Below are 20,288 nucleotides of genomic sequence, written 5' to 3' on the forward strand. Positions count from 1 at the left end.
CCAGGGGCGGGAAGCCGCCGGCTCAGCTGATCAGGTCGGTGAACTTCTTCAGGTCGGCCTGGTCCTGCAGGTTGAGGCGCGTGCCGTTGATGTCCACCGCCGGCGTGCCGGCGACCTCGTGGGACTTCGCCTGTGCCGCGCCGAACTTGCGGTACGTCTCGTCGGTGATGCAGGAGACCGCGTCGTCCGCGCCGACCTGCGACGCGAAGCCGGCGAGCTGGTCGTTGGTGAGACCCGTCGAGTTCTCCTCAGGCTGGTTCTCGAACAGCGTCTTGGCGAAGTCGAGGTACAGGTCGGGGTTCGACTCGGCGACGCAGAACGCGGCACCGGCAGAGCGCGAGGAGTACTCGGTCCCCTGGGAGAAGCGGTCGAGGATCGCGATCGGGTGGTACTCGAGCGTGATGCGACCGTCGGCGGCCGCTGCCTCGAGCTGGGCGCCGAACTGGTCCTCGAACGTCTTGCAGACCGGGCACTGGAAGTCGACGAACACCGCGATGGTGTCTTCGCCGTCGCCGAACGAGATCGCACCCGTCTCGGAGTTGAAAGTGTCGTTGGCCTTGGGCGCCGCACCGGGCGAGGTCGCCTGGTTGTTGAGGAACACCACGAGGCCACCGATCGCCACCAGCACCACGACGACGGCGATCGAGACGCCGATCGCGAACCAGTTGGTGTTGCTCTTCGCCGCTGCCATTACTTTCCGATCTCTCGAGGCTCGACCCCGAACGGGGCGAGTCCGGCTCTTCCACCATCGGGCGCAGTCAGCACCCAGATACCCCCATCATGCAGGGCGACGCTATGTTCCCAATGGGAGCCGTCCGTGCCGTCCACCGTGGTGACGGTCCAGTCGTCCTCTTCGATGAAGGTCGCGTCCCCGCCGGCGGTGACCATCGGCTCGATCGCGAGCACGAGTCCGGGCTTCACGTCCTCGCCACGGTCGGGCGTGCGGTAGTTGAAGACGCTCGGGGCCTCGTGCATCTTGCGACCGATGCCATGCCCGACGTACTCGCGCAGGATGCCATAGGGTTCACCGGAGACCGCAGACGGCCCCTGAGCCTCGATGTAGTCCTGGATGGCGGCGCCGATCTCGTCGATCGACGACACGGACGCCATGGCGGCGATTCCCGCCCACATGGAGCCCTCTGTGACGCGGGAGAGTTCCTCGCGGCGTGCGACCAGCTCAGGCCGGTCCGGGTCGGGCACGACCACGGTCATGGCGCTGTCGCCGTTCCAACCGTGGAACTGCGCACCGCAGTCGACCGACACGATGTCACCCGGCTGCAGCACCCGCTCCCCCGGGATGCCGTGCACGACCTGCTCGTTCACCGAGATGCAGGTGGTGTGGTGGTAGCCGCGCACCAGCTGGAAGTTCGACTCGGCGCCCCGTGCGAGGATCGTGCGGTTCGCCACCGTGTCGAGCTCGAGCGTGGTGACGCCGGGCTTGATCAGCGGGCGTACGGCATCCAGCGCCGCAGCCGTGATGAGCCCGGGCTCCACCATGGCTCGCAGCTGAGCCGCGGTCTTGTAGATCGACCGGCGGAACATCTCAGGAGGCGGAGGCCGCGAGACGCAGGCCGCGTGCGGCCAGAGCCTCGGCGATGCGCTCGGTGATCTCGTCGAGCGAGCCGACACCGTCGATCCGGTCGACGATGCCCTTGGCGCCGTAGACCTCGAGGATCGGGGCGGTCTCGCGCTCGTAGATGTCGAGACGGTGGCCGATGGCCTCCGGGGTGTCGTCGGAGCGTCCCTGCTCGGTCGCGCGGAGCGTCAGGCGCTCCAGGCTCTCCTCGCGCGGTACGTCGAGGAGGATGACGGCGTCGAGCGCCTGTCCGCGCTCGGCGAGGAACGACTCGAGGTGGGCGACCTGTGCCGTGTTGCGCGGGTAGCCGTCGAGCAGGAAGCCGTGAGCGGCGTCATCCTGCGACAGGCGGTCGCGCACGATCTCGCTGGTCAGCTCATCCGGAACGAGGTCACCCTTGTCGAGGATCGCCGTGACCTGCTGGCCGAGGGGCGTCCCCTCCTTGATGTTCGCGCGGAAGATGTCGCCGGTCGAGACGACCGGGATGCCGTAGGACTCGGCGATGCGCACGCCCTGCGTGCCCTTGCCGGAGCCCTGCGGGCCGACGATGAGAAGACGTGCGGATGCTGTCATCGGAGGAGCCCTTCGTAGTGTCGCTGCTGCAGCTGCGCGTCGATCTGCTTGACCGTCTCGAGACCCACACCGACGATGATGAGGATCGAGGCACCACCGAACGGGAAGTTCTGGTTGGCGCCGACCGTGGCCAGAGCGATGAGCGGGATGAGCGCGATCAGACCGAGGTACAGGGAGCCCGGGAGCGTGATGCGGGTGAGCACGTAGTCGAGGTACTCGGCCGTCGGGCGGCCCGCACGGATGCCGGGGATGAACCCGCCGTACTTCTTCATGTTGTCCGCGACCTCGACCGGGTTGAACGTGATCGCCACGTAGAAGTACGTGAAGCCGATGATCAGCAGGAAGTACGCGGCCATGTAGACCGGGCTGTTGCCCGTCGTGAAGTTCGCGCTGATCCAGGTCACCCAGGCGGCCGGAGTCGATCCGTCCTGCGGGGTGTTGAACTGCGCGATGAGCGCCGGGATGTACAGCAGCGACGAGGCGAAGATCACGGGGATCACGCCCGCCATGTTCACCTTGATGGGGATGTAGGTGTTCGTGCCGCCATAGGTGCGTCGACCGACCATGCGCTTGGCATACTGCACCGGGATGCGTCGCTGGGATTGCTCGACGAACACGACGAGCCCCATGACGATGATTCCCACCAGTAGAACGAGCAGGAAGACCTCGAAGCCCTTCGTCTGCCAGATGAGACCCATGGCGCCGGGGAACGTCGCGGCGATCGAGGTGAAGATGAGCAGCGACATGCCGTTGCCGATACCGCGCTCGGTGACGAGCTCGGCGAACCACATGATCAAACCGGTACCGGCCGTCATCGCCATGATGATGAGCAGCTGTGCCCACCACACGTCGTTCGTCAGAAGCTGCTGGCACGCCGCGAGATCCGTCGTGCCGAAGAGCTGGCCGCTGCGCGCCACCGTGACGAGAGTCGTCGACTGGAGCAGCGCGAGGGCGATCGTGAGGTAACGCGTGTACTGGGTCAGACGGGCCTGGCCGGCCTGACCTTCCTTGTGCAGCGCCTCGAAGTGCGGGATGACCACGCGCAGGAGCTGCGTGATGATCGTCGCGGTGATGTACGGCATGACGCCGAGCGCGAAGATCGACAGCTGCAGCAGCGCGCCGCCGGAGAAGAGGTTGACCAGTCCGAGCAGCCCGTCGGTGCCCGCGTTGGCGGCGAGACACTCTTCGACGTTCGGGAAGTTCACGAACGGCGCCGGGACGTTGGAGCCGAGCCGGTAGATCGCAACGATGGCGAGAGTGAAACCGATCTTCCGACGCAGGTCGGGGGTGCGGAAGATCCGCGCGATGGCGCTAAACAAGGACGTTCCTCCTGAAAAGGTTGCCGATTCCCGAAGGACGGCTGAAAGACCAGGGTAACGCAAACCGGGCTTCCCGGAATTCGCCACCGATACCAGGCCCGCCGGATGCGGCCCCAGAGCGAGGTCTCGGAGTGTGAAACCACAAGAGGGGCCGGAGAATCTCCGGCCCCTCTTGCTGTGCGGTTACTTGACGGATCCGCCGGCCGCGACGATCTTCTGCTCGGCAGAACCCGAGACCTTGTCGACCGAAACGGTGAGCTTCACGGCGATGTCGCCGTTTCCGAGAACCTTGACCTTCTCGTTCTTGCGAACGGCACCCTTGGCGACCAGGTCGCCGATGGTGACATCGCCACCCTTCGGGTACAGCTCCGCGAGCTTCTCCAGGTTCACGACCTGGTACTCCACGCGGAACGGGTTCTTGAACCCGCGCAGCTTCGGGGTGCGCATGTGCAGCGGCATCTGCCCACCCTCGAAGCCGACGCGAACGGTGTTGCGCGCCTTGGTGCCCTTGGTTCCACGACCAGCGGTCTTACCCTTGGAACCCTCACCACGGCCGACGCGAGTCTTGGCGGTGTTGGATCCGGGGACGGGACGCAGGTGGTGAACCTTCAGCACGCCGGGGCGGGATGCCGGAGCATCCTTCGCCGGCGTTGCCTTCTTGGCGGCAGGCTTCTTGGCAGCGCCATCAGCCTTGGCGCCGGCGGCAGCGGTCTTGGCCGGAGCCTTCTTCGCAGCCGGCTTCTTCTCAGCGGCAGCCTTGGGAGCTGCAGCCTTCTTCGTGGCCTTCTCAGCCTCGACGGCCTCGTTCTTCTCAGCCATTAGTCGATCTCCTCAACCTTGACGAGGTGTGCGACGGTCTTGACGTAGCCGCGCGTCTGCGCGTCGTCGGGGCGAACGGTGGTGTCACCGATCCGCTTCAGACCGAGGCTGCGCAGCGTGTCACGCTGGTTCTGCTTCTCGCTCACCTTGGACTTGATCTGCGTGACCTTCAGTCGCGCGGCCATCAGGCACCTACCTTCTGTGCGGCGATGGCCTCGGCCTCGGCGCGCACGAGACGCGCAGGGGCGACCTGGTCGAACTCGAGGCCACGACGTGCGGCGACCGCACGAGGCTCCTCGAGCTGCTTCAGGGCGGTGACCGTCGCGTGCACGATGTTGATCGTGTTCGACGAGCCGAGCGACTTCGACAGCACGTCGTGGATACCGGCGCACTCGAGCACGGCGCGGACCGGACCACCGGCGATGACACCGGTACCGGCAGCGGCCGGACGGAGCAGGACCACGCCAGCGGCCGCCTCACCCTGCACGGGGTGCGGGATGGTGCTGCCGACGCGCGGAACGCGGAAGAAGTTGCGCTTGGCCTCTTCGACACCCTTCGAGATCGCCAGAGGGACCTCGCGGGCCTTGCCGTAGCCGACACCGACCAGACCGTTGCCGTCACCGACGACCACGAGGGCGGTGAAGCTGAAGCGACGACCACCCTTCACGACCTTCGAGACGCGGTTGATGGTGACGACGCGCTCCAGGAACTGGTTGTCGCCACGGTCGCGAGAGTTGCGGTCACGGCCGCCACCCTGGTTGCGGTCGCCACGGCCGCCACGGCGGCCATCACGCGAGTCGCGAGCCGGCTCAGCCTGCGTGGTGCCGGCAGCCGTCTCGGAAGTGGCAGCAGCCGCTTCGGTCACTTCGTTCTCCTTGTTGTCACTCACAGTGCCAGACCCCCCTCGCGGGCGCCGTCGGCGATGGCGGCGACACGACCGGCGTAGCGGTTGCCGCCACGGTCGAACACTGCCTCGGAAACGCCGGCAGCCTTCGCACGCTCGGCGAGGAGCTCGCCGACCTTGCGGGCCTTGGCGGTCTTGTCACCCTCGAGCGAGCGCAGGTCGGTCTCGAGCGTCGAAGCCGACGCCACGGTGTGACCCTTGCTGTCGTCGACCAGCTGCACGAAGACGTGGCGGGCCGAGCGGTTGACGACGAGACGCGGACGCGCCTCGGTGCCGACGACCTTCTTGCGAAGGCGGGCGTGACGACGCGCGCGGGCGTCAGACTTTGACTTGAGAGCCATGGTTACTTACCACTCTTTCCGGCCTTGCGACGCACGTTCTCGCCGGCGTAGCGCACACCCTTGCCCTTGTACGGCTCGGGCTTGCGGATCTTGCGGATGTTGGCAGCTGCCTCGCCGACAGCCTGCTTGTCGATCCCGCTGACGGTGAGCTTCGTGGTGCCCTCGACCGTGAGCGTGATGCCGGCGGGCGGGTCGATCAGGACCGGGTGCGAGAAGCCGAGGGCGAACTCGACCGAGCTGCCCTTCTGCTGCACGCGGTAACCGGTGCCGACGACCTCGAGACCCTTGGTGTAGCCCTGGGTCACGCCGATGATGTTGTTGTTGATGAGCGTGCGGGTCAGGCCGTGAAGCGACCGAGACTCGCGCTCGTCGTCGGGACGGGAGACCAGAACCTGGTTCTCCTCGACCGCGACCTCGATGGGGCTGGCCACCGTGAGGGTGAGTTCACCCTTGGGGCCCTTCACCGCGACCTCACGGCCGTCGACCGAAACGGTCACGCCCGCAGGAACGTCGATGGGAAGTCGTCCAATACGCGACATTTCGAATTACCACACGTAGGCGAGAACTTCTCCGCCCACGCCCTTCTGCTCTGCCTGACGGTCGGTGAGAAGACCGGAGGAGGTGGACAGGATCGCCACGCCAAGGCCGCCGAGGACCGTGGGAAGCTCGGTCGACTTCGCGTAGACGCGGAGGCCGGGCTTCGAGACGCGCTTGATGCCAGCGATGGAGCGCTCACGGTTGGGACCGTACTTCAGCGTCAGCGTGAGGTTCTGTCCGACGCGAGCGTCAGAGGTCTCCCAGCCGGCGATGTAGCCCTCCTGCTGGAGGATCTGAGCGATGTGCGTCTTGAGCTTGCTCGACGGCAGGGTCACAGAATCGTGGTGCGCCGAGTTCGCGTTGCGCAGACGGGTCAGCAGATCTGCGACCGGGTCTGTCATTGTCATTGTTGATTTCCTTTGTTCATGAGGTTCCGGCTGCCGTTACACGACAGACGGCCTGCGATGACACGCAATTTTCAATTGTACGTGCACATCGACGGGCTCAGTGACACGAAACCACTGAGCCCGTCAAGGGTGTTACGCCTGTGCGTCTTCCGAGCGGAACGGGAAGCCGAGGTGACGGAGCAGTGCCCGGCCCTCGTCGTCCGTCTTCGCGGTGGTGACGACGGTGATGTCGAAACCGCGAACCCGGTCGATCTTGTCCTGATCGATCTCGTGGAACACGCTCTGCTCCTGGAGACCGAAGGTGTAGTTGCCGTTGCCGTCGAACTGCTTGGCCGAGAGACCGCGGAAGTCGCGGATACGGGGCAGTGCGAGCGAGACGAGGCGATCCACGAACTCCCACGCGCGGTCACCGCGGAGGGTGACGTGCGCGCCGATGGCCTGGCCCTCACGCAGCTTGAACTGCGCGATGGACTTGCGAGCCTTCGTGACGATCGGCTTCTGGCCGGTGATCTTGGTGAGATCGTCGACCGCGCCATCGATCACCTTGCTGTCGCGAGCTGCCTCGCCGACACCGGTGTTCACGACGACCTTGACCAGTCCGGGGATCTGCATGACGTTCGCGTAACCGAACTCTTCCTGCATCGCCTTCTTGATCTCGGTGTTGTACTTCTGCTTCAGGCGCGGCTGGATCTTGCCAGCCGGCGCGGCAGTGTCGGTGCTCATCAGAGGTCCTTACCGCTCTTCTTCGCGTAGCGCACGCGGACGGTGCGCTTCACGCCGTCCTTCGTCTGCTCCTCGACCCGGTGGCCGACCTTGGTCGGCTTCTTGGTCGAAGGGTCGACGAGTGCGACGTTCGAGATGTGGATGGAGGCTTCGACGGTCTCGATGCCTCCGGTCTTGGTGCCACGCTGCGTCTGTCCGACGCGGGTGTGCTTGGTGACGTAGTTCACGCCTTCGACGATGACGCGGTTCTTCTCAGCAAGGACGTCGAGGACCTTGCCCTGCTTGCCGCGGTCGCCGCCACGCTCCTGCGTGGCACCGGTGATGACCTGAACCAGGTCACCCTTCTTGATCTTCGCCATGATTAGATGACCTCCGGCGCCAGCGAGACGATCTTCATGAACTTCTTGTCACGAAGCTCACGACCGACCGGCCCGAAGATACGGGTGCCGCGGGGCTCCCCGTCGTTCTTCAGGATCACTGCGGCGTTCTCGTCGAACTTGATGTAGGAGCCGTCCGGGCGACGGACCTCCTTCTTGGTGCGGACGATGACCGCCTTGACGACGTCGCCCTTCTTGACGTTGCCACCGGGGATCGCGTCCTTGACGGTCGCGACGATGGTGTCGCCGAGGCCCGCGTAACGGCGCTTCGAGCCACCGAGAACGCGGATGGTGAGCAGCTCCTTGGCGCCGGTGTTGTCGGCGACCTTGAGTCGGGATTCCTGCTGAATCACTTGGCCTTCTCCAGAATCTCCACCAGGCGCCAGCGCTTCGTGGCGCTCAGCGGGCGGGTCTCGTTGATCAGGACCAGGTCGCCGATGCCGGCGGAGTTCGCCTCATCGTGCGCCTTGACCTTCGACGTGCGGCGGATGACCTTGCCGTAAAGCGGGTGCTTCACGCGGTCCTCGACCTCGACCACGATGGTCTTGTCCATCTTGTCGCTGACGACGTAGCCGCGACGTGCCTTGCGGTAACCGCGGGCAGCGGAGTCGCGGACGTCGTGCTCGGACGACTCGTGTCCTGCGGCCTGCGTCTCCACAGTCGCTTCCTTCTTGGTGGCCATCACTCAGCCTCTTCCTTCACGGCGTCGTCGGCGGAGTCCGCCTTCTTCGCCTTCGACTTGGTCGCCTTCTTGGCCGGAGCCTCGACCGGAGCAGGCGTCGCACGGATGCCCAGCTCGCGTTCGCGGATCACGGTGTAGAGGCGCGCGATGTCGCGCTTGACGGCGCGGATGCGGCCGTGGCTCTCCAGCTGGCCGGTGGCCGACTGGAAACGGAGGTTGAACAGCTCCTCCTTGGCCTTGCGCAGCTCCTCAACGAGGCGCTGGTCTTCGAATGTGTCGAGCTCTGCCGGGGCGAGCTCCTTGGTGCCGATCGCCATTACGCGTCGCCCTCCTCGCGCTTGATGATGCGTGCCTTGAGCGGCAGCTTGTGAATTGCACGGGTCAGAGCTTCGCGTGCGAGCTCCTCGTCGACACCCGCGACCTCGAAGAGGACACGGCCCGGCTTGACGTTGGCGACCCACCACTCGGGGGAACCCTTACCGGAACCCATGCGGGTTTCGGCAGGCTTCTTCGTGAGCGGACGGTCGGGGTAGATGTTGATCCACACCTTTCCACCACGCTTGATGTGACGGGTCATCGCGATACGAGCGGACTCGATCTGACGGTTCGTCACGTAAGCGGGCGTGAGGGCCTGGATACCGTACTCGCCGAAGGAGACCTTCGTGCCGCCGGTGGCCTGACCCGAGCGACCCGGGTGGTGCTGCTTGCGGAACTTGACCTTACGGGGGATGAGCATTATGCCGACGCTCCTTCTGCGACAGGTGCCTCGTTGCGCGGGGCACGGCGGCGGTCGCCACCACGGTCGTCACGACGAGCCTTGGGTGCGTTGGCCTGCTCGCGAGCGAGCTCCTTCGCGGTCAGGTCGCCCTTGTAGATCCAGACCTTCACGCCGATGCGGCCGAAGGTGGTCTTCGCCTCGTAGAAGCCGTAGTCGATGTTCGCACGAAGCGTGTGCAGCGGCACACGACCCTCGCGGTAGAACTCCGAACGGCTCATCTCGGCGCCGCCGAGGCGGCCGGAGACCTGGATGCGGATGCCCTTGGCGCCGGCGCGCTGAGCGCCCTGCAGACCCTTGCGCATCGCACGACGGAACGCCACACGAGCAGACAGCTGCTCGGCGATGCCCTGTGCGACCAGCTGAGCGTCGGCCTCGGGGTTCTTGACCTCGAGGATGTTCAGCTGGATCTGCTTGCCCGAGAGCTTCTCGAGGTCGCCGCGGATGCGCTCGGCCTCGGCTCCACGACGACCGATCACGATGCCCGGACGGGCGGTGTGGATGTCGACGCGGACGCGGTCACGGGTGCGCTCGATCTCGATGTTCGAGACACCGGCGCGGTCGAGCTGCGTCTTGAGCAGGTTACGGATCTTGATGTCCTCGGCGACGTAGTCGGCGTAGCGCTGACCCGGCTTCGTCGAGTCAGAGAACCAACGCGAGACGTGGTCCGTCGTGATGCCGAGACGGAAGCCGTACGGGTTTACCTTCTGTCCCATTACTTGCTCGCCTTCTTGTTGCTGTCGCCCGTGGCGGCCGGAGCTGCCTCAGGCGTCGAGAGCACGACCGTGATGTGGCTCGTGCGCTTCTTGATCTGGAAAGCGCGACCCTGTGCACGGGGCTGGAAACGCTTGAGCGTGGTGCCCTCGTCGACGTACGCGTTGGCCACGTACAGGTCCTGCTCGTCGAGGAACTCGCCGTCGCGATCCGCCTTGACCTGCGCGTTGGCCATGGCCGACGCGACAAGCTTGTAGATCGGCTCGCTGGCGCTCTGCTGCGCGAACTTCAGGATCGCGAGAGCTTCCTGCGCCTGCTTGCCCTTGATGAGCGCGACGACACGACGAGCCTTCTGAGGGGTCACGCGGATGTGTCGCACGCGTGCGATCGATTCGACCATTAGCGGCGCCGCCCCTTCTTGTCGTCCTTCTCGTGGCCGCGGAAGGTGCGGGTGGGCGCGAACTCGCCCAGCTTGTGACCGACCATGGTCTCGGACACGAACACAGGAATGTGCTTGCGTCCGTCGTGGACCGCGATCGTGTGACCCAGCATGGCCGGGATGATCATGGACCGACGGGACCAGGTCTTGATGACGTTCTTGGTGCCGGCTTCGTTCTGCACGACCACCTTGCGAAGCAGGTGATCGTCGACGAAGGGGCCCTTCTTAAGACTGCGAGGCATCTTCTCTTACTCCTACTTACGCTTCTTGCCGGCGTTACGACGACGCACGATGTACTTGTCGCTTTCCTTGTTGGCGTGACGGGTACGACCCTCAGCCTGGCCCCACGGGGAGACGGGGTGACGACCACCAGAGGTCTTACCCTCACCACCACCGTGCGGGTGGTCGACCGGGTTCATCGCGACACCACGCACGGTCGGGCGGACGCCCTTCCAGCGCATGCGGCCGGCCTTACCCCAGTTGATGTTCGACTGCTCGGCGTTGCCGACCTCGCCGATGGTCGCGCGGCAGCGCGCATCGACGTTGCGGATCTCGCCCGAGGGGAGACGCAGCTGGGCGAAGTTGCCGTCCTTGGCGACGAGACGGACGGATGCACCGGCCGAACGTGCCATCTTCGCGCCGCCGCCGGGGCGGAGCTCGATCGCGTGGATGACGGTACCCGTGGGGATGTTCTTCAGCGGGAGGTTGTTGCCCGGCTTGATGTCAGCCCCGGCACCCGACTCGACGACGTCGCCCTGCTTCAGCTTCGCCGGAGCGAGGATGTAGCGCTTCTCACCGTCGAAGTAGTGCAGCAGCGCGATGCGCGCGGTGCGGTTGGGGTCGTACTCGATGTGAGCGACCTTGGCGTTGACGCCGTCCTTGTCGTTACGACGGAAGTCGATGACGCGGTACTGGCGCTTGTGGCCACCACCGATGTGACGGGTCGTGATGCGGCCCTGGTTGTTGCGACCACCGGTCTTCGAGAGCGGGCGCAGCAGCGACTTCTCCGGCGTCGATCGAGTGATCTCGGCGAAGTCAGCCACCGACGAGCCGCGACGGCCCGGGGTCGTGGGCTTGTACTTGCGAATAGCCATTATTGTCCTTATCCCCCGGATCAGCCGATTGCCGTGAAGATGTCGATGGTGCCCGACTTCAGGGTCACGATGGCGCGCTTGGTGTCCTTGCGCTTGCCGGTGCCGAAGCGGGTGCGGCGAGCCTTGCCGACGCGGTTGAGGGTGTTGACCCCTGCGACCTTGACGCCGAAGATCTTCTCGATGGCGAGCTTGATCTCGGTCTTCGAAGCGCGCGGGTCGACGAGGAAGGTGTACTTTCCCTCATCGATGAGCCCGTAGCTCTTCTCGGACACGACCGGCTTCAGGATGATGTCGCGCGGGTCCTTGTTCAGGGCCGTCTGGAGAACAGATGCCTGCTCGCTCATGCGGAGACCTCCTGGTTGGCGCCGGACTTGGAGGCGATGAAGCCCTCGAGCGCGGCCTGGGTGAAGACGATGTCGTCGGAGACGAGCACGTCGTATGCGTTGAGCTGGTCGAACGTCAGCACGTGCAGGTTCGACAGGTTACGGATGCTCTTCAGCGTCACGTCGTCGTTGCGCTCGATCACGACGAGCACGTTCTTCGACGAGACGACGTTGGTGAGGAAGTTCACCGCGGTCTTGGTCGAAGGCGTGCCGTCGATCCCGAAGGACTCGATGGCGTGGATGCGGTCCCCGCGGAAGCGGTCGCTGAGCGCGCCCAGCAGGGCGGCAGCGATCATCTTCTTGGGGGTGCGCTGCGAGTAGTCGCGCGGCTTGGGGCCGTGCACGATGCCACCACCGGTCATGTGCGGCGCGCGGATGGAACCCTGACGGGCGTTACCCGTGCCCTTCTGCTTGAAGGGCTTGCGGCCGGCACCGGAGACCTCGCCACGACGCTTGGTCGAGTGCGTGCCCTGGCGAGCCGCCGCGAGCTGCGCGACGACGACCTGGTGGATGAGCGGGATGTTCGTCTTGGCGTCGAACAGCGCGGCGGGAAGCTCGATCGAGCCTGCCTTCTTGCCGTCTGCCTTGAGGACGTCGAGCGCGAGAGTGGAGTCAGCCATGATCAGGCACCCTTCACTGCGTTGCGGACATAGACGATGCGGCCACGAGCACCGGGGACGGCGCCCTTGACGAGCATGAGTCCCTTCTCGATGTCGATGGAGTGCACCGTGAGGTTGAGGACGGTCACGCGCTCGCCACCCATACGGCCGGCCATGCGCATGCCCTTGAAGACGCGGCTCGGGGTCGACGATGCGCCGATCGAGCCGGGCTTGCGGTGGTTGCGGTGCGAACCGTGCGAAGCCGAGACGCCCTTGAAGTTGTGACGCTTCATGACACCGGCGAAGCCCTTGCCCTTGCTCGTGCCGACGACGTCGACGAGCTGGCCCGCCTCGAAGGTGCCGTCGACCGTGAGCTCCTGGCCCAGGTTGTAGTCGCCGGCGTCCGCGGTGCGGATCTCGGTGACGTGACGACGCGGCGTGACGCCGGCTGCCTCGAAGTGAGCGGAGAGCGGCTTGTTCACCTTGCGGGGGTCGATCTGGCCGTACGCGATCTGCACGGCGTTGTAGCCGTCCTTCTCGGGCGTGCGGACCTGGGTGACCACGTTGGGTGCCAGCTCGATGACGGTGACGGGAACGAGCTTGCCGCTCTCGTTCCACACCTGGGTCATACCGAGCTTCGTGCCCAGCATGCCCTTGGAAATCTTGGAGTTGATGTCAGCCATGTCGAACCTCAGAGCTTGATCTCGATGTTGACATCGGCCGGCAGGTCGAGGCGCATCAGCGAGTCGACAGCCTTGGGCGTCGGGTCGACGATGTCGATCAGACGCTTGTGGGTGCGCATCTCGAAGTGCTCGCGGCTGTCCTTGTACTTGTGCGGCGACCGGATGACGCACACGACGTTCTTCTCGGTCGGAAGGGGCACGGGGCCGACGACGGTTGCGCCCGCACGGGTCACGGTGTCGACGATCTTGCGTGCGGACGTGTCGATGACCTCGTGGTCATACGACTTCAGGCGAATGCGGATCTTCTGTCCCGCCATTGTCTGCTCTCTCTCTTTAAGCGTCTTACCGTCCGGGACCGGGTGGCCCTGGGGCATTGGACGCACGTCGGCGCTGTTCGCGCCTCGGCACGAGAACGGCTCTTGCGAGTCGATCTGCTGCACCACTGTTCTTCTGTCAGCCGGAAGCCGCGAGGCGACCGGATGCCGACCTTCCACCGCGCACGGCGGAACCCTTCGTGAAGAGGGGGTGTCGGGGTGTGTTCTGCTACCCGCGGCCTAGAACCCTGCACCGTCCCGGAGGAGGCGCCGTCTATGCACTGCCCTGGCAGTGATCCATCGCACGCACAGCGGCGACGGAATATCGAACCTGTCTATTCTGCCACGGCTGATTTCACTTCTGCAAACCCGGGCGTGTCGCGGTCCTCGGACGGGACCGCGGAAGGCAGCGAAACGCGTCAGATCGCAGGAGATAGCGGGGCGAGACATCCCCATGCCTCGCCCCGCTTGGGGAGGGCGTTCAGTGCGAGGGGGCACACCGAACGCGAGTAGCCCGGCGTGAAGGGACGCCGAACTCCTCGACCGAGGGCGCGGCGGAAGACCCGCCGCGCAGGCAGGGAGACGCTCAGGCGCAATGTTTGCGCGCGTCGCACGATGATCCCCAAGATCGCATATCCCCAGTTTGTACGCGGAAGTCCGCGTGCTTCGGGAAACCGAACCCCTTCGGCTTCCCCGACCGCAAGATCCCCAGGCGGTCGAGACGATCCTACTGGATGCAGCAGTGAATGCGCCACATCCGACGACATTCCGACGCGGATACGGCGCTCCCGCATGCAAGAGCGGCGATCCACCGGTGGTGGATCGCCGCTCTGGGCTCGGGCTTGTACTTACTCGTTGCCGACGGACTTGTCGGCGCTGTCGCGGATCTCGTCGATCTTGTCGGCAGCACCCGGGGCGATCTTCTTGGCGAAGTCGGCGACGCCGTCGAGCACCTTGTCGCTGATGTCCTCAGCCTGCTCGCTCTTGACGGCCTCGGCGATCTTGTCCTTGTTCTGCTCGTACAGGTCCTTGCCCTTGTTCACGGCGTCTTCGATGCCCATGTGATTCCCCTTCTGAAGGTGTGCCGCCGACCGATCGGGGCGACCCCACTCATTGTGCATGTCCGTCCGCTCAAACGGAACCCTCGAGACTCCCGCGTTAACGACAGAGGGGCCGGACCCGAAGGTCCGACCCCTCTGCGAGGAAGCAGATGCTTACTTGATGATCTTCGTGACCGTACCGGCGCCGACGGTGCGTCCACCCTCACGGATGGCGAAGCCGAGGCCCTCCTCCATGGCGATCGGCTGAATCAGCTCGACCGTCATGTCGGTGGTGTCGCCGGGCATGACCATCTCGGTGCCCTCGGGCAGCGAGATGACGCCGGTGACGTCGGTGGTGCGGAAGTAGAACTGCGGGCGGTAGTTCGTGTAGAACGGGTTGTGACGGCCACCCTCGTCCTTGGACAGGATGTACGCGGTGCCCTCGAAGTCGGTGTGCGGCGTGACCGAACCCGGCTTGACGATGACCTGACCGCGCTCGACGTCCTCACGCTTGGTGCCGCGGAGCAGCAGACCACAGTTCTCGCCGGCCCAGGCCTCGTCGAGCTGCTTGTGGAACATCTCGATACCCGTGACCGTGGTCTTGACGGTCGGACGGAGTCCGACGATCTCGACCTCGGAGTTGATGGCCAGCGTGCCACGCTCGGCGCGACCCGTGACGACGGTTCCACGACCGGTGATCGTGAAGACGTCCTCGACGGGCATCAGGAACGGCTTGTCACGGTCACGCTCCGGGTCCGGAACGCTGTCGTCGACAGCCTGCATCAGGTCCAGGATCGCCTGGGTCCACTTCTCGTCGCCCTCGAGGGCCTTGAGAGCGGAGACGCGGACGACAGGAGCGTCCTCGTCGAAGCCCTGGCCGGCGAGCAGCTCGCGGACCTCGAGCTCGACGAGCTCCAGGATCTCCTCGTCGTCGACCATGTCGGACTTGTTCAGCGCGACCAGCAGGTACGGCACGCCGACCTGCTTGGCGAGCAGCACGTGCTCACGCGTCTGAGCCATCGGGCCGTCGGTGGCGGCGACCACGAGGATCGCACCGTCCATCTGAGCCGCACCGGTGATCATGTTCTTGACGTAGTCGGCGTGGCCGGGAGCGTCAACGTGCGCGTAGTGGCGCTTCGGGGTCTCGTACTCGATGTGCGAGATGTTGATGGTGATACCACGCTGGCGCTCTTCCGGCGCCGAGTCGATGGAAGCGAAGTCGCGCTGCACGTTGGTGTCGGACGGGTACTTGTCAGCAAGCACCTTCGAGATCGCTGCGGAGAGCGTGGTCTTGCCGTGGTCGACGTGACCGATCGTTCCGATGTTGACGTGCGGCTTGGTCCGCTCGAACTTGGCCTTAGCCACTGGGTCCTCCTCAGGACGTCGTTGTAGAGGTGACCGGGCACTGGTTTGCGACCGGTTCTCTACGGGTTAGGTTCTCAGTTTAGTAGAGAGGGAATGTGAAGTTGTAGGTGACCTGGGAACCCCGCGGCGCTTCGCGGTGCTCGGCGCCGCGGGGATCCCAGAAGGGTGATTACTCGCCCTTGGTCTTCTGGACGATCTCGTCGGCCACAGCACGGGGAACCTCAGCGTAGCTGTGGAACTCCATGGAGTAGACGGCACGACCCGAGGTCTTCGAGCGCAGGTCGCCGATGTAGCCGAACATCTCGGACAGCGGAACCTGGGCGCGGACGACCTTGACGCCGGCGGCGTCTTCCATCGACTGAATCTGGCCACGACGCGAGTTCAGGTCGCCGATGACGTCCCCCATGTACTCCTCGGGAGTACGGACCTCGACGGCCATCAGCGGCTCGAGCAGCACGGGGTTGGCACGGCGAGCGGCCTCCTTGAAGCCCATGGAGCCCGCGATCTTGAACGCCATCTCCGAGGAGTCGACGTCGTGAGCCGCACCGTCGACGATGGTCGCCTTGACGCCGACCATCGGGTAGCCCGCGAGCACACCGACGTTCATCGCGTCCTGGAAACCGGCATCGATCGAACCGATGTACTCACGAGGGATGCGACCACCGGTGACGGCGTTCACGAACTCGTAGGTCTTCTCGGAGTCCAGGTCCATCGGCTCGATGGTGAACTGGATCTTCGCGAACTGGCCGGAGCCACCGGTCTGCTTCTTGTGCGTGTAGTCGTGCTTCTCGACGGCCTTCTTGAGGGTCTCGCGGTACGCGACCTGCGGCTTGCCGACGTTGGCCTCGACGTTGAACTCGCGCTTCATGCGGTCCACGAGGATGTCGAGGTGCAGCTCACCCATTCCCTTGATGGTCGTCTGACCGGTCTCGGGGTTGAGCTCCGTGCGGAAGGTCGGGTCCTCTTCAGCGAGCTTCTGGATGGCGACACCCAGCTTCTCCTGGTCGGCCTTGGTCTTCGGCTCGATCGCGACCTCGATGACAGGCTCGGGGAACGTCATCGACTCGAGGACGACGGGCGCCGCCGGGTCGGTGAGGGTGTCACCCGTGGTGGTGTCCTTGAGGCCGATGACCGCGTAGATGTTTCCGGCGGTGACCGAGGGAACCGGGATCTCCTTGTTGGCGTGCATCTGGAAGATCTTCCCGATGCGCTCCTTCTTGTTCTTGGTCGAGTTGATGACCGCAGAACCGGAGTCCAGGTGACCCGAGTAGACGCGCACGTAGGTGAGGCGACCGAAGAACGGGTGCACCGCGACCTTGAACGCGAGGGCCGCGAACGGGTCGTTGGCGTCGGGGTGACGCTCGATGATCGTGTCGTAGTCCTTCGGGTCGTGCGCCTCGATCGAGCCCACGTCGAGCGGGTTCGGGAGGTAGTCGACGACCGCGTCGAGCATCGGCTGGACGCCGCGGTTCTTGAACGCGGAACCGCAGAGCACCGGGTAGATCTCGCTGGCGACGGTCAGCTTGCGGATCGCGCCCTTGATCTCGGCGACCGTGAGCTCCTCGCCACCGAAGAACTTCTCGAGCAGTGCGTCGTCGGTCTCGGCGACGGTCTCGAGGAGCTGCTGACGGTACTCGGCAGCCTTCTCCTTGAGGTTCTCCGGGATCTCCTGGATCTCGTAGGAGGCGCCCATGGTGACGTCACCCTTGGAGTCTCCGGCCCAGACCAGTGCACGCATCTCGACCAGGTCGACGACGCCGATGAAGTCGCTCTCCGCGCCGATCGGCAGCTGGATCACGAGGGGCTTGGCGCCCAGGCGGTTGATGATCGTGTCGACCGTGAAGTAGAAGTCGGCGCCGAGCTTGTCCATCTTGTTGACGAAGCAGATGCGCGGGACGTTGTACTTGTCGGCCTGACGCCAGACGGTCTCGGACTGGGGCTCGACGCCCTCCTTGCCGTCGAACACGGCGACAGCACCATCGAGGACGCGGAGCGAACGCTCCACCTCGACCGTGAAGTCCACGTGTCCGGGGGTGTCGATGATGTTGATCTGGTTCTTGTTCCAGTAGCAGGTCACGGCGGCAGACGTGATCGTGATGCCGCGCTCCTTCTCCTGCTCCATCCAGTCGGTGGTCGACGCGCCATCGTGCGTCTCGCCGAGCTTGTGGTTGACGCCCGTGTAGAACAGGATGCGCTCGGTCGTCGTGGTCTTGCCGGCATCGATGTGCGCCATGATGCCGATGTTGCGGACCTTGCTCAGGTCCGTGAGCACGTCTTGTGCCACAGGAGTGTCCTTATCTTTTGGAGCAGTCGTACTGCGAAGAGGGGGTGCCCGCCCCTCGGCGAGTGGCCGAGGGGCGGGCGAAGCTGTTTACCAGCGGTAGTGAGCGAACGCGCGGTTCGACTCGGCCATCTTGTGCGTGTCCTCGCGGCGCTTGACCGCGGCGCCCAGGCCGTTCGACGCGTCGAGGATCTCGTTCTGCAGACGCTCGGTCATCGTCTTCTCACGACGGCCCTTCGCGTAGCTCACGAGCCAGCGCAGAGCGAGCGTGTTGGCGCGGTGAGGCTTGACCTCGACCGGCACCTGGTAGGTCGAGCCACCGACGCGGCGGCTTCGGACCTCGAGAGTCGGGCGCACGTTGTCGAGCGCCTTCTTGAGCGTGGCGACGGCGTCCTGACCGTTCTTCGCCTCGACACCGCGGAGGGCGCCGTAGACGATCGACTCGGCCAGCGACTTCTTGCCGTCGACGAGGATCTTGTTCACCAACGAGGTGACGATCGGTGCGCCGTATACCGGGTCGTTGACGACGGGGCGCTTCGGGGCTGGTCCCTTACGAGGCATCTAACTCAACCCTTCTTCGCGCCGTAGCGGGAACGAGCCTGCTTACGGTTCTTGACTGCCTGGGTGTCCAGGGCGCCACGGACGATCTTGTAACGCACACCGGGGAGGTCCTTGACACGACCGCCACGCACGAGCACGAGCGAGTGCTCCTGCAGGTTGTGGCCCTCACCGGGGATGTACGCGGTGACCTCGGTGCCGTTGCGGAGCTTCACACGAGCGACCTTGCGCATCGCCGAGTTCGGCTTCTTCGGGGTGGTGGTGTAGACGCGGGTGCATACCCCGGCCTGCTGCGGGTTCGACTTGAGCGCCGGCGCCTTGGTCTTGGTGACCTTGGGCGAGCGACCCTTGCGAACCAACTGCTGAATGGTTGGCACGTTCTCTCCTCATAGTGCTGCACGGTGACAGCGTGATGGGTTTCACATCATGACCCACCGGCGCGCCGGAACCGACGAGCTTTTGGTGTGATGGGTATGCCGTGGGGGCGAACCGGCAGGTGCCGGCGCCCAGTGCGCACGCGTAGGCGTACACACACCTGATCAAGTGTAATGCCGCGTAACCTGCCGGTCAAATGAGCGCAGGGCCCGGCCGCTCACGGTGGACGCGGCGTCAGGGCAGGTCAGGGTCGAACGGCGAGTCGAGCGACTCGGTGAGCTCGGCCAGCAGCGCCTCGATCTGCGGTTCGACGTGCTGCGAGATCGCGGCCTGGATGTAGATGCGATGGCGCAGCAGGATGCCGCAGATCTCGCGGCCCACCATGTTGGCGTACTCGTCGGCGAGGGCGACCTCCTGACGGAGGGCGATCTTGGCCTCCTCCGTGAGCGGAGGCAGTGCGGGCAGCTCAGCTGCGGAGTCGTCGGCAAGTCCCGCGATGGTGAACAGGAACGGCGCGCCGGGCACAGGATCCGGATCGAGCGGGAGCCCGTCGAACTCGGGATCGAGATCCTCGGCCGGACGGTAGCTGCGGGCGCGGTTGCGCGCGGCCTGCTGATCGAGTTCGCGCTGGAGCATCGGCAGATTCCTCGCCGTGTACTCGGCCACGGCGTGATCGACGATGGTCTTGATCCGTGTCGACAACCCGTGCTGCACCCCGTGCGGCACGTTCGCCCCGATACCGGCCGCCGAGAGGATGGGCGATCCGAGACACCGACGACACGGCGCGACGCGTCCACGATGGGTTGCCGGCTCCCAGCGCGGCACCCAGCGCAACCAGGCCTCCACGGCCTGGTCGACCTGCGTCTCCAACGAGCGCTCCACCCCACCAGCGTACGGCGCGTCGCCCGTCACCGTCGCGATTTCCCCCGCCCCGGCGGGGCGCGGACCGGCAATCGCTCCGACGTCACTCGTCTTCGTCGCGCTCCCACGGCCAGCGCGGATGCTCGGCGCGGGTACGACGCAGTGCGATCCCGCCCCATGCGGCGATCAGCCCCGCCAGCACGAGGACCGCACTGGCTCCGCCGCGCACGAGATCTCCCGCGACCGCGGTCGCGAGGACCAGACTCCCCGCGCCGATGAGCACAGCGACCCAAACCGCGGCCAGATGGACGAGCCCCGCGACGAGCGCGATCGCGATCGTCGCGACGTACGACGGATGCGGTCGACGCAGTGTCGACCACAGCACGAGCGCGAACGAGACGACGGCCACGAGCATTCCGACGACGCCCGGCATCTGCCCGAGGTCCGGCACCGCGATGATGTCCGTGTCGGTGGCGATGCTCAGCGCCCCGAGACCGAAGACCGCCAGTGCGAAGAAGCTGATGGTGGCGAGCACGACCGCCAGGACAG

Annotated in this window: 31 protein-coding genes; all 31 read right to left on the bottom strand. The window is 65.4% G+C overall.

Going from position 1 to position 20,288, the window contains the following annotated elements:
• Positions 1 to 22 precede the first annotated feature (22 nt).
• Positions 23 to 691 carry a DsbA family protein gene (locus tag ACFVWL_RS02565; protein WP_387178112.1) on the bottom strand — a complete coding sequence of 223 codons (669 nt, stop codon included), beginning with the start codon at positions 689 to 691 and terminating at the stop codon, positions 23 to 25.
• Positions 691 to 1,542 (bottom strand): type I methionyl aminopeptidase, encoded by an 852-nt coding sequence (map, locus tag ACFVWL_RS02570; RefSeq protein ID WP_387178115.1) that lies wholly within the window; start codon positions 1,540 to 1,542, stop codon positions 691 to 693. Before map ends, ACFVWL_RS02565 begins: the two co-directional genes overlap by 1 nt.
• Position 1,543: 1 nt before the next feature.
• Positions 1,544 to 2,149, bottom strand: coding sequence for an adenylate kinase (locus ACFVWL_RS02575; RefSeq protein ID WP_029267378.1), 606 nt, complete (start codon positions 2,147 to 2,149; stop codon positions 1,544 to 1,546).
• Positions 2,146 to 3,468, bottom strand: coding sequence for a preprotein translocase subunit SecY (secY, locus tag ACFVWL_RS02580; protein ID WP_387178118.1), 1,323 nt, complete (start codon positions 3,466 to 3,468; stop codon positions 2,146 to 2,148). The genes ACFVWL_RS02575 and secY overlap by 4 nt, the downstream gene beginning before the upstream one ends.
• Before the next feature lie 183 nt (positions 3,469 to 3,651).
• Positions 3,652 to 4,287, bottom strand: a complete 636-nt coding sequence (rplO, locus tag ACFVWL_RS02585; protein ID WP_387178121.1) for a 50S ribosomal protein L15 — start codon at positions 4,285 to 4,287, stop codon at positions 3,652 to 3,654.
• Positions 4,287 to 4,472, bottom strand: coding sequence for a 50S ribosomal protein L30 (gene rpmD, locus ACFVWL_RS02590; RefSeq protein ID WP_017201575.1), 186 nt, complete (start codon positions 4,470 to 4,472; stop codon positions 4,287 to 4,289). Before rpmD ends, rplO begins: the two co-directional genes overlap by 1 nt.
• Positions 4,472 to 5,176 carry a 30S ribosomal protein S5 gene (rpsE, locus tag ACFVWL_RS02595; RefSeq protein ID WP_387178124.1) on the bottom strand — a complete coding sequence of 235 codons (705 nt, stop codon included), beginning with the start codon at positions 5,174 to 5,176 and terminating at the stop codon, positions 4,472 to 4,474. Before rpsE ends, rpmD begins: the two co-directional genes overlap by 1 nt.
• Positions 5,173 to 5,532, bottom strand: a complete 360-nt coding sequence (gene rplR, locus ACFVWL_RS02600; protein WP_017201578.1) for a 50S ribosomal protein L18 — start codon at positions 5,530 to 5,532, stop codon at positions 5,173 to 5,175. Before rplR ends, rpsE begins: the two co-directional genes overlap by 4 nt.
• 2 nt (positions 5,533 to 5,534) lie before the next feature.
• Entirely contained in the window at positions 5,535 to 6,071 is a 537-nt protein-coding gene (gene rplF / locus ACFVWL_RS02605) for a 50S ribosomal protein L6 (protein ID WP_017829197.1), read from the bottom strand.
• Positions 6,072 to 6,077: 6 nt separating this feature from the next.
• Positions 6,078 to 6,476 (bottom strand): 30S ribosomal protein S8, encoded by a 399-nt coding sequence (gene rpsH / locus ACFVWL_RS02610; protein WP_021201117.1) that lies wholly within the window; start codon positions 6,474 to 6,476, stop codon positions 6,078 to 6,080.
• 132 nt (positions 6,477 to 6,608) lie between these two features.
• Entirely contained in the window at positions 6,609 to 7,199 is a 591-nt protein-coding gene (gene rplE, locus ACFVWL_RS02615) for a 50S ribosomal protein L5 (RefSeq protein ID WP_017201581.1), read from the bottom strand.
• Positions 7,199 to 7,558, bottom strand: a complete 360-nt coding sequence (gene rplX, locus ACFVWL_RS02620; RefSeq protein WP_017829200.1) for a 50S ribosomal protein L24 — start codon at positions 7,556 to 7,558, stop codon at positions 7,199 to 7,201. The genes rplE and rplX overlap by 1 nt, the downstream gene beginning before the upstream one ends.
• A 2-nt stretch (positions 7,559 to 7,560) precedes the next feature.
• Positions 7,561 to 7,929 (bottom strand): 50S ribosomal protein L14, encoded by a 369-nt coding sequence (rplN, locus tag ACFVWL_RS02625; RefSeq protein WP_017201583.1) that lies wholly within the window; start codon positions 7,927 to 7,929, stop codon positions 7,561 to 7,563.
• Complete coding sequence (gene rpsQ / locus ACFVWL_RS02630; RefSeq protein WP_021201120.1) at positions 7,926 to 8,258, bottom strand: 30S ribosomal protein S17; 333 nt, start codon at positions 8,256 to 8,258, stop codon at positions 7,926 to 7,928. The genes rplN and rpsQ overlap by 4 nt, the downstream gene beginning before the upstream one ends.
• Positions 8,258 to 8,575 (bottom strand): 50S ribosomal protein L29, encoded by a 318-nt coding sequence (rpmC, locus tag ACFVWL_RS02635; protein WP_017829202.1) that lies wholly within the window; start codon positions 8,573 to 8,575, stop codon positions 8,258 to 8,260. The genes rpsQ and rpmC overlap by 1 nt, the downstream gene beginning before the upstream one ends.
• Positions 8,575 to 8,994: a 50S ribosomal protein L16 gene (gene rplP, locus ACFVWL_RS02640; protein ID WP_017829203.1), complete on the bottom strand. Its 420-nt coding sequence runs from the start codon at positions 8,992 to 8,994 to the stop codon at positions 8,575 to 8,577. The genes rpmC and rplP overlap by 1 nt, the downstream gene beginning before the upstream one ends.
• The gene (rpsC, locus tag ACFVWL_RS02645) at positions 8,994 to 9,749 is read right to left on the bottom strand and encodes a 30S ribosomal protein S3 (RefSeq protein ID WP_017201587.1); all 756 of its coding nucleotides are present in this window, start codon (positions 9,747 to 9,749) and stop codon (positions 8,994 to 8,996) included. The genes rplP and rpsC overlap by 1 nt, the downstream gene beginning before the upstream one ends.
• Positions 9,749 to 10,147, bottom strand: coding sequence for a 50S ribosomal protein L22 (gene rplV / locus ACFVWL_RS02650; RefSeq protein ID WP_021201121.1), 399 nt, complete (start codon positions 10,145 to 10,147; stop codon positions 9,749 to 9,751). Before rplV ends, rpsC begins: the two co-directional genes overlap by 1 nt.
• A complete protein-coding gene (rpsS, locus tag ACFVWL_RS02655; protein ID WP_017829205.1) occupies positions 10,147 to 10,428 on the bottom strand; it encodes a 30S ribosomal protein S19 in 282 nt (93 codons plus the stop codon). The genes rplV and rpsS overlap by 1 nt, the downstream gene beginning before the upstream one ends.
• Before the next feature lie 12 nt (positions 10,429 to 10,440).
• The gene (rplB, locus tag ACFVWL_RS02660; protein WP_091029529.1) at positions 10,441 to 11,280 is read right to left on the bottom strand and encodes a 50S ribosomal protein L2; all 840 of its coding nucleotides are present in this window, start codon (positions 11,278 to 11,280) and stop codon (positions 10,441 to 10,443) included.
• Positions 11,281 to 11,300: 20 nt separating this feature from the next.
• On the bottom strand, positions 11,301 to 11,624 hold the full coding sequence (rplW, locus tag ACFVWL_RS02665; protein ID WP_017829206.1) for a 50S ribosomal protein L23: 324 nt from the start codon (positions 11,622 to 11,624) through the stop codon (positions 11,301 to 11,303).
• On the bottom strand, positions 11,621 to 12,283 hold the full coding sequence (gene rplD, locus ACFVWL_RS02670) for a 50S ribosomal protein L4 (protein ID WP_021201122.1): 663 nt from the start codon (positions 12,281 to 12,283) through the stop codon (positions 11,621 to 11,623). The genes rplW and rplD overlap by 4 nt, the downstream gene beginning before the upstream one ends.
• Positions 12,284 to 12,285: 2 nt before the next feature.
• Positions 12,286 to 12,945, bottom strand: coding sequence for a 50S ribosomal protein L3 (gene rplC / locus ACFVWL_RS02675; protein WP_387178132.1), 660 nt, complete (start codon positions 12,943 to 12,945; stop codon positions 12,286 to 12,288).
• Positions 12,946 to 12,953: 8 nt separating this feature from the next.
• Positions 12,954 to 13,262 carry a 30S ribosomal protein S10 gene (gene rpsJ, locus ACFVWL_RS02680; RefSeq protein WP_017201594.1) on the bottom strand — a complete coding sequence of 103 codons (309 nt, stop codon included), beginning with the start codon at positions 13,260 to 13,262 and terminating at the stop codon, positions 12,954 to 12,956.
• An 845-nt stretch (positions 13,263 to 14,107) separates the two neighbouring features.
• Positions 14,108 to 14,320: a hypothetical protein gene (locus ACFVWL_RS02685; protein ID WP_387178135.1), complete on the bottom strand. Its 213-nt coding sequence runs from the start codon at positions 14,318 to 14,320 to the stop codon at positions 14,108 to 14,110.
• Between the two features lie 153 nt (positions 14,321 to 14,473).
• Entirely contained in the window at positions 14,474 to 15,664 is a 1,191-nt protein-coding gene (gene tuf, locus ACFVWL_RS02690; RefSeq protein WP_017829210.1) for an elongation factor Tu, read from the bottom strand.
• A 169-nt stretch (positions 15,665 to 15,833) separates the two neighbouring features.
• Complete coding sequence (gene fusA, locus ACFVWL_RS02695; RefSeq protein ID WP_387178138.1) at positions 15,834 to 17,948, bottom strand: elongation factor G; 2,115 nt, start codon at positions 17,946 to 17,948, stop codon at positions 15,834 to 15,836.
• Positions 17,949 to 18,035: 87 nt separating this feature from the next.
• A complete protein-coding gene (gene rpsG, locus ACFVWL_RS02700) occupies positions 18,036 to 18,506 on the bottom strand; it encodes a 30S ribosomal protein S7 (RefSeq protein WP_017201608.1) in 471 nt (156 codons plus the stop codon).
• 5 nt (positions 18,507 to 18,511) lie between these two features.
• A complete protein-coding gene (gene rpsL, locus ACFVWL_RS02705) occupies positions 18,512 to 18,880 on the bottom strand; it encodes a 30S ribosomal protein S12 (protein ID WP_017201609.1) in 369 nt (122 codons plus the stop codon).
• Between the two features lie 232 nt (positions 18,881 to 19,112).
• Positions 19,113 to 19,760, bottom strand: a complete 648-nt coding sequence (locus ACFVWL_RS02710; protein WP_387178142.1) for a spermidine/putrescine ABC transporter substrate-binding protein — start codon at positions 19,758 to 19,760, stop codon at positions 19,113 to 19,115.
• Between the two features lie 82 nt (positions 19,761 to 19,842).
• Complete coding sequence (locus ACFVWL_RS02715) at positions 19,843 to 20,274, bottom strand: hypothetical protein (RefSeq protein WP_387178145.1); 432 nt, start codon at positions 20,272 to 20,274, stop codon at positions 19,843 to 19,845.
• Between the last annotated feature and the right edge of the window lie 14 nt (positions 20,275 to 20,288).

It is taken from the genome of Microbacterium sp. NPDC058269 (assembly GCF_042881445.1).
Taxonomy (GTDB): Bacteria; Actinomycetota; Actinomycetes; order Actinomycetales; family Microbacteriaceae; genus Microbacterium.